We start from the raw sequence: 15,768 nt of genomic DNA, 5'->3' as shown, positions 1-15,768 counted from the left end.
GGTGGGTTTATTAAGTGTTGCCTTTTTTAGAGTTTTTGAGGCCTTTATTTTTCAAGGTTCCAAAAAATACTACTTGACATTACACCGCTTGTCTCACAATCCTCAATGCACATTCCTACTCTTATAGACCACATACATTGAGATGTATTTTACTTTATAATAAAACTTTAAAAAGTGTACACTATATTATATTCAACATCCTTTAATAAAATCCTTCTATCGACTATAAAAATCGATAAAGCTATTTGTGAACTTTTCCAATTCTCAATTTTATATGCTATAATCAAACTATCCAAATATAGTGGGAGGAATTAATATGGTGAATTCGTACAACATGCCCCGTAGTACACCTGAAGAACAGGGTATATCATCTACTGCTATCATTTCCTTTTTAGATGCAATTGAAAAAAACAAATTGGAGCTTCATAGCTTCATGCTTGTTCGCCATGGCTATATTGTTGCAGAAGGATGGTGGGCACCTTATCGTCCAGAATATCCGCATTCATTATTTTCTTTGAGCAAAAGTTTTACTTCTACTGCTGTAGGCTTTGCAATAGCAGAAGGCCTTCTCTCAATAAATGATTCAGTAGTATCCTTCTTCCCAGAAGATGCACCTGAGGTAATAGACAAAAATCTGGCTTCAATGCAAATCAAACATTTGCTCACGATGTCAACAGGTCATGCAAAAGACACAGTAGAATACTTGCTGAATGACAGAGAAGGCAATTGGGTCAAGGCCTTTCTTAAACTGCCTGTTGATTACGAACCGGGTACGCATTTTGTATACAATAGCGGCGCCAGCTACATGCTCTCTGCAATAGTCCAGAAGGTTACAGGACAAACCCTGCTAGAATATCTAAAACCTCGCCTGTTCGAACCGCTGGGAATAGAGAACCCTAAATGGGAAATCTGTCCTAAAGGTATAAATACCGGCGGATGGGGTTTGAGCCTTAAAACAGAAGACATAGCAAAATTCGGCCAAACCTATCTAAGCGGAGGTATATACAACGGTAAACAGGTTATCCCTCCGGAATGGGTAAAAGAAGCTACAGCAAAGCACATTGACAACGGAAGCAATGAAAACAGTGATTGGGAACAAGGCTATGGCTATCAATTCTGGAGATGTCGCCATAATGCTTACAGAGGTGATGGTGCTTTTGGGCAGTTTTGTGTGGTAATGCCTGAACAAGATGCAGTAATTGCTATAACCAGCGGGCTTGAAGACATGCAAGCGGTATTAAATCAGATATGGGAAAATATTTTACCAGCTATGGTAAACGACCATATACCACCTAATAAAGATGCCCATGAGATGTTATCACATAGACTTTCGACTCTGGCATTAAATCCACCTAACATAAAACCTCACTCACAAACAGCTGGCGAGATATCTGGCAAACATTATGTGTTTGAAGAAAATGATATAGGAATAAATGCTATATCGCTTGAATTTGATGACGAAATCTGCCAAATCAGTCTATGGAAGGACAGTGAAAAAGAAAAATTAATATGTGGTATAGGCAAATGGGTCCATGGTGAAATAACCACGCCTAATATTCCTTTAGTGCCCAAAGGTAAAGTATCTGTTGTAACAGCTGGAACCTGGTCAGACAAAGACACATTTATGATAACATGCAGATTAATTGAAACTCCTTTTTACATCACGACAATTATGCACTTTGATAATGATCAGGTGAAAATAGAATCCAAACTAAACGTATCTTTTGGACAAAAAGAATTTCCTGCTATTTATGGCAAAATTATGTGATGAAATAAAAAGCCTCGAAGAATTCTTTCGGGGCTTTTTCCACTTTATAATATTTCATTAGAAAGCTCCACTGTAATCTAATGTTCCAGATGGGAGTATGCCCATTAAGTCCAATATCTTTGCCACAGGACCTCTGTTTTTCTTGTAATAAATTTTTTTATTTTCTTTATATGCAGCAAGTATAAGTTGCAACAGCGCAAGATTCATACTGTACTTTTCACCGAACTCGAGCTCCACTATGTCAGCGCGCACCAATGCTTCCTTTAAACGCTTAATATCTTCAATTTTATATGGTTCACTTATGTTTATTCTGACAGCATCTTTGTTTTTTCCAGGATTTTGTTTTACTTCCACATTGATAACATCCTGTACACTTTGTAGTTTCCAAATCACATTTTCAATTCTCATCTGACTCTCTAACACCGCTGTTACTCTTTCACACACAACTTCTTCTTTTTGTAACGCATCAAAGGGAGGGTCCATGCATATAACATTTCCCATTTCCTCAATATACTTTTCAATTACAAGAGCTCGAGCATTTTTCATAGGGCAGCTGTCGCTTATCTCCACCGATATTTGCCAAACATTATTTTTCACTCGATTGTTATCCGGGTTTTCGGTGTTATCATTGGTACACGCTTGTTTGAAACTATCTATGGTCTTAGTTAGTTCTTCTATATCGCCGCTGTAATTTTCTCCTTTTATAGCCGATGACACCATTTCTTTTAACGTATCGTAACTTTTAAACAGAACATCTATTAAATCGTCATTGACACGAAGTTGGCCTTTTCTTAGCTTATCAAAAAGGTCTTCTAAGGTGTGGCAAAAATCCGCCACCATACCAAAACCCATTGTAGCTGACGAACCTTTTATCGTGTGTACGATTCGGAAAATTTCGTTCAATGTTTCTACCTGATCAGGCTCTTTCTCCATTTCCAGAAAGAGCTGCTCCAGCCTTGAAAGCTGTTCTTCGGTCTCTTCCTCATAAGCATCAAGATAATCCCACATCATTTTTAAATTCCTCCCGCTAATTCTTCAGGATTTAGGACGAGGACAATATTTCCATCTCCCAATATAGCCGCACCCAAGAAATATGCCGAAGATAATTCTTCCGGAAGCGGCCTTACTATGATCTCTTGCTCGCCAATAAACTCATCCACCACCAACGCCATACCACTATTTAACACCACCAGTGAATACTCCGTATCAAGCCCTTCTTCCCCACCGTTTTGAAAACCCATAAATTCCCTTAATCTCAAAAGCGGCATTACTTCCTGTCTCAACACTACTACTTCTTTTCCTTTCATCTTTCGTATATCCTCAGCTTTTATTTTCACTAACTCTCCTACACTTTCAAGCGGTAAGGCATAATAGCGCCCATTTAAAATAACCAACAGTACCCGGGATGTTACCATTGTCACAGGCAATTCCATAAACACCGAAGTGCCTTTGCCTACCTTGCTTACCAAACGCACATTGCCACCCAATTTCTTGACTGTATCCCGGATCACATCCATTCCTACTCCTCTGCCAGATAACTCTGTCACATCATCTGAAGTACTAAAGCCGGGTATAAACAAAAGCTCCAGAGCTGCGTCTTCATCCATTGTTGCTACCTTTTCAGCAGATATAAAACCCCTTTGAACCGCCTTTGCCTTTACTACATCAGGATCAATGCCGCGACCATCGTCTCTGACCTCAACAACAACCTTATCTCCTATCTTCTGGGCCTTTAAGACCAACAAGCCTTCTTCAGATTTGCCCATTTTTAACCGTTCTTCGGGCTTTTCAATACCGTGATCAATGGCATTTCTTATAATGTGCAGCATTGGATCGTAAAGAGCCGTTACAATATTCTTGTCTATCTGTGTTTCCTCGCCCTCGGTAACAAGGCGCACTTTTTTGCCCAGTTTTCTGCTGATCTCGCGAATCATCCTTGGAAAACGGTCAAATATATAGCGCACGGGAAGAAGGCGCAAGCTCATTACTATGTCCTGCAGATCATTCCCTATTCTCTTTAACAACACCTGTCGATCTTTTAATTCCTTTGTCACATCTGTGGATCCATATTCCATTTCAATCTTTCTTATAATAAACGAAAGCCCATTGTTAGCCACAATCAACTCTCCTATTAAATTCATAAGTTCATCGATTTTACTCTGATCCACTTTCAACGTCTTCGCAGTTTCGATTTCCGAAATTCCTTTATTGTTCACCGTATTTATAGAAATGTTTCCTCTATCCTGATGCAAAATCTTTTCTTCTCTTTTTTCGATTATAGGCTTTACTACATCAACCCTCTTTTCTTCAGGTTCACTCTTTTGTACTTCTTTGCTGCTACCGATTACCAAACTCATAAGCGCTGCAAATTTCTCTGGCAATTTGACCTTATTCGCTTTAACTATTTCAACTAATCTGTCTCCTTTTGTGACCCACCCCATGTATTCTGCTATCCTTTGGAGCACGTTTATAACCATGTTCCCCCTCCAGCGTCGATCTTCTGATGTCTCTGCAATCTTGTAGAAGTCTTCCTGCTGTGAAATAATCATGTCCATCACTTCTTGTACCTTATTTTCTCCAACCGAAACAGCCGCAAAAGAAGCACCTTTATATTCTGTAAGTTCCTCAATTGCATCAGGAAATATTGGTGATACAAGTACCTTTGCGTCATTATCAATTCCCACTACTTCATAGAGCGTATCTTCTATTTCTTGAGCGCTCTCATCAGATACCACCACAAAGGTCAATGATATATAAGGAACAGAAGGATCAAAATCCTGAAGCGAAGGCAATTTTCTGGTATCAGCAGCGATGTGTACAACCTCTCCAATCTCTTTTAATTTATCAAAAATATCAGATACATCAATCTCTACAGCGTTGGCACCAGTCACCTGCAATGCTACCTCATATACACTTTCGCCTTTTTGTACCAATTCCCTTAAAAATCTTTTTCTATCTTTTGAAATGGTGCGCAACATATCATCCGTATGGATTACAGGCACTTGAAGCATTTTATCCATCTCACTCAAGAACCCGGCTATTCTACCTTCAAATTCTTCTAGTTCCGGTGTTTTTAATATTTCAAGCCCTTCTTTTTCCGTTTTTTCGATCAAACTTATTATAATCTCAAAGGAATCCAGCAAAAAATCGCTTATATCAGTACTAATAATCTTTCCATCCGAAACCATTTTTCCAATTAACTTCATTAAACTTTCTATAAAAGAACTCAGTCTATCAAAGTCATGGGATCTACATAACTGCAACAACCCATTCAATTTACTTAAAATCTGTTCAGCCGCCTTATCTTTTTCATCCACATTCTCCAGCGCAAGTACTAAAAAACCTATATTGTCGAGCAGTTTCTTTGCATTTTCTATAAATTCATTATCTTCATTCATCATTTTCAGCCATCCCTACCTTATCCCTGTAAGCATCTTCGCAGAAAGTTGCAAACAAACCGGATCCACCGGTTTTTCCAGATAAAGATTTGCTCCAACCCTAAAAGCTTCTAAATAGTCATTCTCTCCTGACTCTGTAGATATAACTATCACGGGTACAAACTCTTGAAGCTCCTGTTCTCTTATTTGTCTTACAAACTCATATCCATGCATCTTAGGCATATTCACGTCGACCAATAAAAGATCAAATTTTTTGACAAAACACTTTTCCAATGCCTCATAACCATTGGCAGCCTCTTCAATTTCAAAACCAACACTTCGAAGTATAGAACTATGAAAACCACGTACCGCGGCAGAATCGTCTACAATCAACACACTGTGATTCACCCTTTACCACCTCATTTCTGGTACACAAAGGCATTTTTAAATTTTCGCAGTTTAAATATTGGCGTAATGCGGCTCATAGATTCCGAATGACCTAAAAATATATAACCGCCTTCTACAAGAGCTTCATAAAAATAAATAGCTACCTGCCTTCGCGATGCATCATCAAAATAAATGAGTACATTCCTGCAAAAAATCACATCAAAATCCCTCATTTTTCGCATGGCCGCTCCATCCATTAAATTTAACTGGAAAAACGTGATCTTCTTTTTAAGTTGCGGCGCCACCTCATAAAATTCTCCTCGTTCATACAAATAGCGATTTTTGTACTCTTCAGGTACAAGTCTAACAGACCTTTTCGAATACAAACCCCTCTCGGCCTCTTTTAGGACATCTGTATTTATATCCGTTGCATAGATCTCCCATTCTATGTCATTTACGTTTTCAAGCATTTCTTCCATTATTATTGCAAGTGTATATGGTTCTTCGCCTGTAGAACAACCAGCAGACCAAATTCGAATCTTGTGCATATTTTCTTTGCGCTTTCTATCCAAAATTTCAGGCAAAGCCTCTTCCGCAAAGCATTTTAGTTGATAATATTCCCGAAAAAAGTAAGTTTCATTAATCGTCAAAGCATTAAGGAGTTCCTGTAATTCTTGTCCTGTTACATCAAACCGTAACCATGCGAAATAGCTCCTGAAATTCTCATGTCCGGTAGCCTCAATGCGGCTTTCTACCCTGTTTTTGACGTAATACATTTTTTGTTCCTCAAAGTATATTCCTGTCTTTCGGTAGATAAAATCTCTCAACTTTATGAATTCTTCCGCAGTCACCTGTGCACCTCATTTCGATCCTCCCAATTTTTTTAACGCAACTTCTGCGGCATATTGAAAAAATGGACTGGAAAAGCGATTTAAAGCCTGCAATATTGCTTTCCTGTCCTCCTCACCGCCGCCGATCTCACCTAGGTATTCAATTGCTGCTGCCACCACATTTTCTTCTTCATCCTCTTCTATAACTCTTCTTAAAATCATAACTGCTTCTTTCAATTGACCTTCTCCTATAGCATTAACTACCTGTTGTCGAACATCTTTGTCAGAATGCATAATCATTTTTTCAAGAACTTCCAGTGCCGAATTTCCTATAGTTGCCAATACTTCTACTCCTACATTTCTAAGGTAAGCATCATCGCTTTCTAAAAGCTCTGCAACGGCTTCTGCCACATCCTCATTCCCTATTTTTATAAGCGAACTGACTATCGCCTCCTGTACCGCCCTGCTGGTCTCCACCCGAAGCTGCTCAATAAGAGCTTCTATGACATTTTTACTTTTAAAATCCCCCAGGTCAAGTGATGCTGCAATGCGTTCATTTTCATTTCTACCGCTTTTCATCAAATCAATTAATTGGCTAATACGAAGCTCTTGCATACTCATTCACCTTCTTTGACAAAATATCACTGATCTTATACGCTGGTGCAACTATCTCTGCTCCACCGCGCTCCTTTGCTGCTCTTGGCATACCATAAACTATTGCAGTCTCTTGTGACTCCGCAATGGTCAACCCACCCCGTCTCCTTATTTCAACCATCATATCCGCTCCATCGTCACCCATACCTGTCAACAATACACCTATGATATTGCGACCATCGACGTTTTCAAGCACTGATTTCATAGTCACACTAACAGAAGGCTTATAAAGTGCCTCTTGGGGTTCTTGTGTTAATTTAGTAACAAGCTCGGAGCTTTTTGAATCTCGCTCCACTAGGAGGTGCCATCCGCCTTTTGCCACAATAATCGTTCCCGGCTCTACGATGGTTTTATCCTCCGCCTCTTTTACCTTTAAACCACAGCTTTGATCCAAGCGTTGAGCAAAAGATTGTGTAAAACCTGGCGGCATATGCTGAACTACCAGCACAGCCGCCGGAAAATCCGAAGGAAGACGTGGCAAAATTTCCATCAACGTTTTAGGCCCACCTGTTGAAACTCCGATTACCACCACAATTTGCTTTCTGAAAGCTCTATTCTTGCTTATTTCACCAGCTGTATCATGCATCTTACTGCTGACAGGCCTTTTAAAGCCTCTTGAAGAACTTATCAATTTCCTATTTGACAAAGCAGCTATCCTCACTTTTGACACGATCTCATCGGCCAGTTGTTTTATTCCCAATGAAACTGTACCGCCTGGTTTTGCTACAAAGTCAACGGCTCCCAGCTCAAGGGCTTCAAAAGTGGTCAAAGCTCCTTCTGTAGAGAGAGAAGAAATGATTATAACAGGACATGGCGCAAGGGACATGATGTACTGCAATGCCGTAAGCCCATCCATGCCTGGCATATTTATATCAAGGGTGATTACATCAGGGCGAAGAGCGACTGCCTTTTTTACCGCTTCGTTGCCATCACGGGCAGTATCAATTACCTCTATGTCTTCCTCATGTTCAAGTATATCTCTCAGGCATCTTCGCATAAAAGCAGAGTCGTCTACCACCAACACGCGAATTTTTTTCTCCATAAACAACTTTTCGCCCCTTTAAATCATTGCGTTAAGCATCTATTTCATCAATTGCCATGAGTTCGTTTTTTTCCTTTCCGGACAACACTTCTTCTACAGATAACAGAATTATCATTCTATTGTATTCGTCAAACTTCGCTATACCCCTTATAAACCTCTGGTCTATCTCATCCATCAAAATCTCAGGTGTACCTTCTATTTGAGAATGTTTAATCTTAAGCACCTCTTTGACTGAATCGACCACAAGGCCGGTATATCTTCCGGATATTTCGACGATCACTATCCTGTTGCGGTCATCCCGATTTTTTTGTGTCAACCCAAACTTTTTTCTAAGATCGATCACTGGTACAATTGTACCACGCAGATTTATGACACCCTCCACAAAATCCGGTGCTTTAGGGACCGCGATTATCTCCGTCGGCCTTATTATCTCTCTTACATCCTCTATAGGAAACGCACACTCTATACCTTCTACTAAAAAACTCACGAGCTGCTCTTCTTCGTCATTTGCATCCACAACCTCCACCCTCTCATCACCCTCCTGAGTCCTCAATATATCAGCACTTTCTCTCAGCTTATAGGAAAATAGTTTTTTGGGATCAAGTACATAAACCAGGCGACTACCTTCGTTCAACTTACATATACCACTTATTTCTTCACTATCTTTTACCCTCAATAGCGGCGGTACGGGGGCGACTGACACTTTCGCAATCCGCAACACTTCTAAAACCACGTCCACCCTAAGCCCTACTGTATACGAAATCCCATCTTCATCTATTCTTATAACCACTATCCTGGACCTTTCATCAAAAGAACATTCTTCCATGTGAAACAATCGCCTTAAACTGACAATGGGTAGTACCTTATTGCGAAGGGAAATAACGCCAAGGATATAAGGAGGCACATTGGGTACTTCGCTGACCTCCTCGGAAAATCGAACAATTTCCTGAACACTGCCCACCTCAATACCGTATTCTTCGTTACCTATCTTAAAGCTTATCATCTGAAGTTGTTCTTCGTTGGAGCCCTTCGTTTTCTCTTTGTTATTCTCTTGAACTACACTAATTACATTGTTATTTCTAACTTCAATGTCTTCCTTGATAATTTCTCCTTCGCGATAATTCAGAAGTTTTTCGGCATCCAGCAGCATAACCAATTTTTTGCCTTTTTCAATTTTTGCAATGCCCTCGAGAAAGTCTGCAGCAGTTTCTGAACCAGACTTCTTTTCTATTTCATCTTTATGGATAGTTATTACTCCTGCTACCCGATCCACTACATACCCAAGCTTTTTACTGCCCGCCGTCAGCACGATCACACGACTTGCATCGGTATCCTCACTACTTGCAAGCCCTAAACGCAATCTACAGTCTACAACCGTTAGAATCGTCCCACGCAAATTAGCAAGTCCGCGGATATAAGAAGGGGTACGGGGAACTTTTACCACATCGGGGACTCTTATTATCTCCTGCAGATACCGCATATTTATACCGTACATTTCATTGCCCAAATAAAATGTAACGCACTGAAGATCGTCATTCCCTGACATCTCTCTCGTATTCATCAGTTCCATAAAACCATCACCTTAACCAATTTTTAAAAAACTCAAAGCTGTTGCATTTCATCGGCTAGTGCTGCGATGTCCTCGATAGCCCTTGCTAGCTCCCTTACACCCTCTGCCTGTTGCTTGCCAGCTGCGGCAGCTTCCTGTGCGGCCCTTGATGCCTCCTCGGCAGCAGAGGCGATCTGATCTACCCCTTTTCTTACTTGACCTATAGCCGATATGCTCTGATTGGCCTCTTCTGCAATTTCCTCAGCACCTTTCACCATTTCCTCCATATCTTTTTCTATCTGCTCCAGATCTTTTGAAGTGTTTTTCGCTTTTTCTACCTCTCCAGCAGTAGAATCACCTATTGCCTCTGCATCTACAAGCACCATCCCTATCTGCTCTTGTATAGACCTTACTAGTTCTTTAATTTGTTCTGCATTATTAGCACTATCCTGTGCCAGATTCCTTATATCCGATGCGACAACCGCAAACCCTTTACCGTGCTCCCCTGCCCTGGCTGCCTCTATCGCTCCACTTACAGCAAGCATATTTGTCTGGATACCAACTGTTACAATAGTATCCACAATTTTATTAATTTGCTTAGCCATAGACTCCAGTGCTTTTATTTTTTCTACATTTAGCTTGTTCTCATTTACAGCGTCTACAATACCAGCAATAAGCTGTTCTACATTGTTCTTATTGGTCTCAAGCAGTCCTGCCAGTTCCCTTACCCGATCCAAAACTATCTGAGCCTGCTCGCCAATCACTTTCATGCCGCGTTCTACCTGAGCTACAGCGCTAGAAGACTCTTCAGCTGCACTGGCCTGTTGTTCAGCACCTTTGGATATCTGAGAAAGTGCCACCATTATCTGATCTGCTGATTTATTCAATTCTTCTATGGCAGCAGAAAGCTCTTCTGCCGCAGCTGCAAAACTTTCAGCCGATTTTTGCGTATCAGTAGACGTTTTTAAATCTTCTGCCATATCGGCCAGTTCAGCAGCGCTTTGACTTATATCAGTGAGTGCTCTGGCTTGTTGCTCTATTGCCCGAAGCGATTCCTGAGTGGCTTTAGCCTGTTCTTCAGCACCATTTGCTATCATTTCTGCTCCTTTTTGGAACTCCTGTACCGCTTGAAGCGATTGTTTGCTGAGGTCATTTATCAAAACCCCTCCTTTTACCACTTCATTCATCGTATTGAGAACAGAAACAAGTCCTTCACTTATAATTTTCCCTTTTTCTACCTGTGAACGAGCTTTAGCTGCTGCCTCATTGATGGCATCTACTACTATCTTAACTTCCTGCTGAATTTGATTTACTACTTCTCTTATATCGTTGGCTGCCTTTTCTGAAGTTTCAGCAAGCACTCGTACTTCATCGGCCACTACAGCAAATCCTCTGCCATAATCTCCGGCCCTCGCTGCTTCTATAGCTGCATTTAATGCCAATAAATTCGTTTGATCTGCTATTCCTCCAACTGTCTTGATTATATCTCCTATATTTTCCGCTTGCTTTTCCAGCTGTGCTATAAGCCTTGCCGATTCTTCGTTTTTAGCTGATGCCTTATTTACACCTTCTATAAGCCTTTCTATATCTTCAGCAGCTTTTTTTACCAGCACCTGAATAGCTTCAGCTCTATCCACTGCTTTCTGAACATTTTCTGATGCTCGCTGTGACCCTTTAGTTACCTGTTCAATTGCTGTAAGCGACTCCTGTATCGCTCTGCTCGCTTCCTCTGCGCCGCTAGCGATTTGCTCCATAGAAGATCTTAACTCTTCAATGGCCCCTGATGCTTCTTCAACTCCAGATGATAGCTCTTCCGTCGCTGTGGCAATCCGTTCTGCTGCTTGCTGCCTTTTTGCAAAGGTACGAGCCTTCTTTCTTTGCATTTCAATCTGTTTTTTATCTACGCCGTACGCGGCCGTATTTGTGTTTTCCCCACTCAATGGAGCAAGAGTTTTAGAAATTTTTTCATTCATCACGTTAAACCTCCTATACCTTAGTAAAACAATTTATTAATCTAAAGTTCAAATATCTTCCTTTATGTCAACATAGGACTTATCCATATATTTCAAAAAACAATCCAACAACTTTGGATCAAACTGCCCTTTTGCTTCTTTCAATATATTGAGAGCTTGTTGAATGGATAATGGGTTTCGATAAGGCCTTTTGCTGATAAGCGCATCAAATGTATCCGCAATAGCTATTATCCTGCTGAAGAGCGGTATTTTTTCACCCTTTAATCCTTCCGTGTACCCCATTCCATCGTATCTTTCGTGGTGATAATAAACACTGTAAATTATCTCCTTTGAAAATCCCAGGCTCATCAATAAATTTTTGCCTATCACCACGTGTTGTTGTACCATCTGTTTTTCCCAACGCGTGTATTTTCTTGACGTCTTTAAAAGCTTATCCGGTAAACCAACCTTGCCGCAGTCGTGTAGCAGAGCAGCTACATAAAGTTCTTTCATATCTTTTGAATCTAAACCTAATACACTACCTATCGTCATAGCATACTTTGACACATTCCTACAATGAATGGCCGTAGGTCTATCTCTTGCTAGCAGCACATAAAATAGGGCATGAATAAGGTCAGATATCACTACTTACCTTCCTTTACTTTAATTGAATTCATATACTCTAATAAACATTAAAAATACCGTCATAACATTATTGCCTTACCCCCCCCTATTGATTTTTCTTTGCTGTAAATTATAAAAGAAATACATACAAAAGTATATGTCGCAAAGAGACAAAAAAAGCAACAACTCCTGTATTTTATACTAAAAACAGGAAGTTGTCGTTGTTCAGTCTGATATCAGTTTGATGGCTTTTACCATCACATAATAGTAAAGCCTTTTATCTTCATTTCTCAATATATCTTCGCCGGCGAGCTCCCTTATTTTACTCAACCTGTATTTAACAGTATTGGGGTGAGCAAAAACCTTTCTAGCGGTCTCCTTGATTCTTCCATTGCTGTCCATAAAGGCTTCTAACGTATCAATAAGATTAGCGTTGTGCTCTCTATCATACTCGTAAATACAGCAAATATCTTTATCCTGCAGAACTTCTTCCTTATCGGGAATGCGCAAAAATTTGTATATCCCCAGGTCGTCGTAAAAAAATATACCTTCCTTTTTGCAAATCTTCCTTCCCATTTCCTTTGCTGTATAGGCCTCCTGATAGGCTCTTTTAAACACTGTACCCTTTTTAAACAGCGAACTGACACCTGCCGACAATTTAAGATGTGAATTCACATTGTTTATTTTATCTTGTAATTTTTTAAATATCTCTTCTAATGATTTTTTGTACAGCTGTTCCTCATCTTTATTTTTGCCAAAACCCATAAACAATAGTGTTCTATCATTGTTTAACACGATAAAAAGAAATTGATCTGTTAAGATGTTTTGAAAAGTGTCCCGTACTCTTTGTTTTATAAAAGATACCTCTTTTTCACCTTTGCTTCTAATTTCATCCAATTGTATATCATAAAGGATGAGAAAATTTACGCAAGGCAAATAAGAGTTTAATTCTTCAATTCTGTATACGACTTTTTCTCCATCAATATCTACAGCTTGAATTCCATATAATTCATCAAATATAATTTTATCCATTCATAAAACCCTCCGAATAGATAAAATTTTTATTAAGTAAATTTTCTCATCTCCACTATTATTCTTTACCATTATTCAGTTTTGAATAATATTTTATTTTTCTATATTTTTCCATTATAATAAGAGCCTATCACAGCTTATATTGTCACTTTGTCTTCCATTATTTTTTATAATTCGACACACTCTACTAAAATCCTTCTGAATTTTTAAAATTAATTTTTTTTTTTTTTTTTTTTTTTTTTTTTTGAATATTCTTACTATATATCTACGTTTATATAATGATTTTTACACTTATATAACAATGCCGTAGCTGAAGTGTTACTCCAGAAGTGTTATTCCAAAATGAGCGTTATAAAAGCCTCGCCCACACAAGAAAAAAGGCGAGGCTTTTTACGTTAAATATAATTTAAACCCACAGGTGAAGGCAATGGAATTGGGAACACGCCTCCATCCATATTCCCATAATCTTTTCTATTGTAATAATCGAAAACAAAGTGAGTAAATTCGCTCCTGTCTTTCATTAGCTCATCAAGAGGTTTGTCGTAATTTCTCTCTTTCAATATGGGATCAATAACATCTATAAATTTTTGAGGATTTACAATTAAATACGTGCAAGCGCAGTATCGTTCATCTGACTGAATACCTCTATATAACTGGATAAACTCCGTCTCATACATATTAATATCAATTTCAACACTATTAACAGTATAGCGAGTTAAAATGTGCTTTACAATGCTGTTTACAGCGATTCTACTCCCTGCGTATTCTGTTATAACACACCTATCATTATTGAAGTGGCATATGACATACGCTAAAGGCCTTCCATCATGTGTTCTAGCCAATAATCCCGCTTTATTTGCCGGATAAGTTGCCACCATCGGATATGCCCTGTACAGTACCGTAAATTCATCTTTAGTCCTTTCGTACCTTATGTTCTCGCTTTGATACAGCGCAGAAAACACCGAGATATTTTCATCATTTATCTCTTCTATGCTAACATCTATTGATAAAGTGCTTGATACGTTTTCTTTATTTAAGAAATATTTTCTGATTCCCCCTGTGAAAACAGCACCCCTACCGGTGTAAAGAGGTAAGCTTCCCGATATAGTCAAAAGGTATACGCCTTTTTCCTGTATCATCTCCATGGCCTGATCCACTAAGGTTCCCGCTATATTTCGCCTCCTGTAATCAGGATGCGTACACACCGAACCCATGCTGGCTATAGGAATCCAGCAACCATTTACCAGTATTTTTCCTATTTTTATCCCAACATGGGATATGATCCTACCATCATCTTCAGCAACTAACAAATTAGAGGCATTTTTCTCGGACAACAAAAACGGAAACTGAATACCCATGGATGGTTTTAAATTGTTGTTTATTCTGAATATCAAATCAGCTAACTGTATTATATCCTTAACATCTTTTTCCCTCGCCCTTCTCGTTATAATCATTTTATCCCCCCTCTCTTTTAATATTTAGTGTATTATCCTTCTACAATTTTTACAAAAAAGCTACGCTTTCTCGGCCCATCAAACTCGCAGAAATATATACCTTGCCATACACCCAATACCAACTCCCCGTCTTTTACTATGATGTTGCAGCTGGAACCCATCAAAGACGCCTTTATATGTGCATGAGAATTCCCTTCTATATGCCTATAATCACCCTTCACAGGAAATGCTTTTTCCAGCGCTGACATTATATCCCTTACCACATCGGGGTCAGAATTTTCATTTATGGTTATACCTGCTGTGGTATGAGGACAAAACACCACTGCGATGCCATCCTTGATCCCGCTTTCATTTATCACCCTTTTTACATACAACGTTATATCTATAAATTCCTGGGGTCTTTGTGTAGATATGGTGAACTTAAAAAACCTGTCTGCCATTTTATTACTCCCCTCAATATCTTATACTTTCTTTTATTATACCAAATTATGTTCCACTTACATCTACTTCTGACACAATTTCTTTGCGGATATAATCGATCGCCCCTTCGCTTACATACTTTCTGGCTTGAAATATAGCATTCTTTATCGCTTTGGCGTTTGACGTGCCGTGGGCCTTAATGCATGCACCGTTAATCCCCAAAAGGGGTGCTCCTCCATGCTCACTATAGTCCATCTTCTTAGCAATCCTTTTCAAACCATCTTTCAGGACGAGTGCACACATCCTGGTCATCCAGCTTCTCATAAGTTCTTCTTTCATCATATCTAAAAGAAACAACGCCGTGCCTTCCATTGATTTCAAAATAGCATTGCCTACAAATCCATCACAAACCAATACATCTGCTTTCCCAAAGGGTATATCCCGCCCCTCTATGTTTCCGACAAAGTTGAGATCAGATAGCTCTAATAGCTTATACACCTTTTTAGTCACTTCATTGCCTTTACCTGGCTCTGAGCCTATATTAAATATTCCCACCCGTGGATTCTCTATGTCCAGAACATAGCTACAGTATATGGACCCCATTCTCGCAAATTGCATGAGGTTTTCTTCATCGCAATCAGTATTTGAACCGGCATCTATTATCAACATATTACCCGTT

Annotated in this window: 14 protein-coding genes; 1 reads left to right on the top strand and 13 read right to left on the bottom strand. The window is 39.4% G+C overall.

Features of this window, described 5'->3' with window-relative positions; translation table 11 throughout:
- The first annotated feature begins 316 nt into the window (after positions 1-316).
- On the top strand, positions 317-1,768 hold the full coding sequence (locus BUB87_RS12930; protein ID WP_073346306.1) for a serine hydrolase domain-containing protein: 1,452 nt from the start codon (positions 317-319) through the stop codon (positions 1,766-1,768).
- 57 nt (positions 1,769-1,825) lie between these two features.
- On the opposite strand, the gene BUB87_RS12925 is transcribed toward BUB87_RS12930, so the two are convergent.
- The 13 genes from BUB87_RS12925 to BUB87_RS12865 form a co-directional block, all read right to left on the bottom strand.
- Positions 1,826-2,779: an Hpt domain-containing protein gene (locus BUB87_RS12925; protein ID WP_073346303.1), complete on the bottom strand. Its 954-nt coding sequence runs from the start codon at positions 2,777-2,779 to the stop codon at positions 1,826-1,828.
- Between the two features lie 2 nt (positions 2,780-2,781).
- Complete coding sequence (locus BUB87_RS12920; RefSeq protein ID WP_073346301.1) at positions 2,782-5,169, bottom strand: chemotaxis protein CheA; 2,388 nt, start codon at positions 5,167-5,169, stop codon at positions 2,782-2,784.
- A gap of 12 nt (positions 5,170-5,181) precedes the next feature.
- Positions 5,182-5,541 (bottom strand): response regulator, encoded by a 360-nt coding sequence (locus BUB87_RS12915; RefSeq protein ID WP_234946050.1) that lies wholly within the window; start codon positions 5,539-5,541, stop codon positions 5,182-5,184.
- 23 nt (positions 5,542-5,564) lie between these two features.
- Positions 5,565-6,383, bottom strand: a complete 819-nt coding sequence (locus BUB87_RS12910; RefSeq protein ID WP_073346296.1) for a CheR family methyltransferase — start codon at positions 6,381-6,383, stop codon at positions 5,565-5,567.
- Between the two features lie 9 nt (positions 6,384-6,392).
- Positions 6,393-6,977 carry a HEAT repeat domain-containing protein gene (locus BUB87_RS12905; protein ID WP_073346293.1) on the bottom strand — a complete coding sequence of 195 codons (585 nt, stop codon included), beginning with the start codon at positions 6,975-6,977 and terminating at the stop codon, positions 6,393-6,395.
- Positions 6,958-8,058 carry a protein-glutamate methylesterase/protein-glutamine glutaminase gene (locus BUB87_RS12900; protein WP_073346309.1) on the bottom strand — a complete coding sequence of 367 codons (1,101 nt, stop codon included), beginning with the start codon at positions 8,056-8,058 and terminating at the stop codon, positions 6,958-6,960. Before BUB87_RS12900 ends, BUB87_RS12905 begins: the two co-directional genes overlap by 20 nt.
- A 31-nt stretch (positions 8,059-8,089) precedes the next feature.
- Positions 8,090-9,628: a chemotaxis protein CheW gene (locus tag BUB87_RS12895; RefSeq protein WP_073346290.1), complete on the bottom strand. Its 1,539-nt coding sequence runs from the start codon at positions 9,626-9,628 to the stop codon at positions 8,090-8,092.
- 32 nt (positions 9,629-9,660) lie between these two features.
- Complete coding sequence (locus BUB87_RS12890; protein WP_073346288.1) at positions 9,661-11,580, bottom strand: methyl-accepting chemotaxis protein; 1,920 nt, start codon at positions 11,578-11,580, stop codon at positions 9,661-9,663.
- A 48-nt stretch (positions 11,581-11,628) separates the two neighbouring features.
- A complete protein-coding gene (locus tag BUB87_RS12885) occupies positions 11,629-12,204 on the bottom strand; it encodes an HD-GYP domain-containing protein (RefSeq protein ID WP_073346285.1) in 576 nt (191 codons plus the stop codon).
- A 204-nt stretch (positions 12,205-12,408) separates the two neighbouring features.
- Complete coding sequence (locus tag BUB87_RS12880) at positions 12,409-13,215, bottom strand: PucR family transcriptional regulator (RefSeq protein WP_073346283.1); 807 nt, start codon at positions 13,213-13,215, stop codon at positions 12,409-12,411.
- Positions 13,216-13,610: 395 nt separating this feature from the next.
- The gene (locus tag BUB87_RS12875) at positions 13,611-14,669 is read right to left on the bottom strand and encodes a GNAT family N-acetyltransferase (RefSeq protein ID WP_073346281.1); all 1,059 of its coding nucleotides are present in this window, start codon (positions 14,667-14,669) and stop codon (positions 13,611-13,613) included.
- Between the two features lie 32 nt (positions 14,670-14,701).
- Positions 14,702-15,109, bottom strand: coding sequence for a secondary thiamine-phosphate synthase enzyme YjbQ (locus BUB87_RS12870; RefSeq protein WP_073346278.1), 408 nt, complete (start codon positions 15,107-15,109; stop codon positions 14,702-14,704).
- 46 nt (positions 15,110-15,155) lie between these two features.
- The coding region (locus BUB87_RS12865; RefSeq protein WP_143156712.1) for a phosphate acyltransferase at positions 15,156-15,768 on the bottom strand (613 nt) is incomplete at its 5' end.

The sequence above is a fragment of the Caldanaerobius fijiensis DSM 17918 genome, from assembly GCF_900129075.1.
GTDB lineage: Bacteria > Bacillota > Thermoanaerobacteria > Thermoanaerobacterales > Caldanaerobiaceae > Caldanaerobius > Caldanaerobius fijiensis.
The sequence above is the reverse complement of the archived record's forward strand: the minus strand, read 5'-3'. Positions and strand labels throughout refer to the sequence as shown.

Coding starts and splice junctions, on each gene's coding strand:
- BUB87_RS12930 (WP_073346306.1), top strand. CDS start 317: ATGGTGAATTCGTACAACATGCCCCGTAGTACACCTGAAGAACAGGGT.
- BUB87_RS12880 (WP_073346283.1), bottom strand. CDS start 13,215: ATGGATAAAATTATATTTGATGAATTATATGGAATTCAAGCTGTAGAT.
- BUB87_RS12875 (WP_073346281.1), bottom strand. CDS start 14,669: ATGATTATAACGAGAAGGGCGAGGGAAAAAGATGTTAAGGATATAATA.
- BUB87_RS12905 (WP_073346293.1), bottom strand. CDS start 6,977: ATGCAAGAGCTTCGTATTAGCCAATTAATTGATTTGATGAAAAGCGGT.
- BUB87_RS12920 (WP_073346301.1), bottom strand. CDS start 5,169: ATGATGAATGAAGATAATGAATTTATAGAAAATGCAAAGAAACTGCTC.
- BUB87_RS12895 (WP_073346290.1), bottom strand. CDS start 9,628: ATGGAACTGATGAATACGAGAGAGATGTCAGGGAATGACGATCTTCAG.
- BUB87_RS12925 (WP_073346303.1), bottom strand. CDS start 2,779: ATGATGTGGGATTATCTTGATGCTTATGAGGAAGAGACCGAAGAACAG.
- BUB87_RS12870 (WP_073346278.1), bottom strand. CDS start 15,109: ATGGCAGACAGGTTTTTTAAGTTCACCATATCTACACAAAGACCCCAG.
- BUB87_RS12890 (WP_073346288.1), bottom strand. CDS start 11,580: ATGAATGAAAAAATTTCTAAAACTCTTGCTCCATTGAGTGGGGAAAAC.
- BUB87_RS12900 (WP_073346309.1), bottom strand. CDS start 8,058: ATGGAGAAAAAAATTCGCGTGTTGGTGGTAGACGACTCTGCTTTTATG.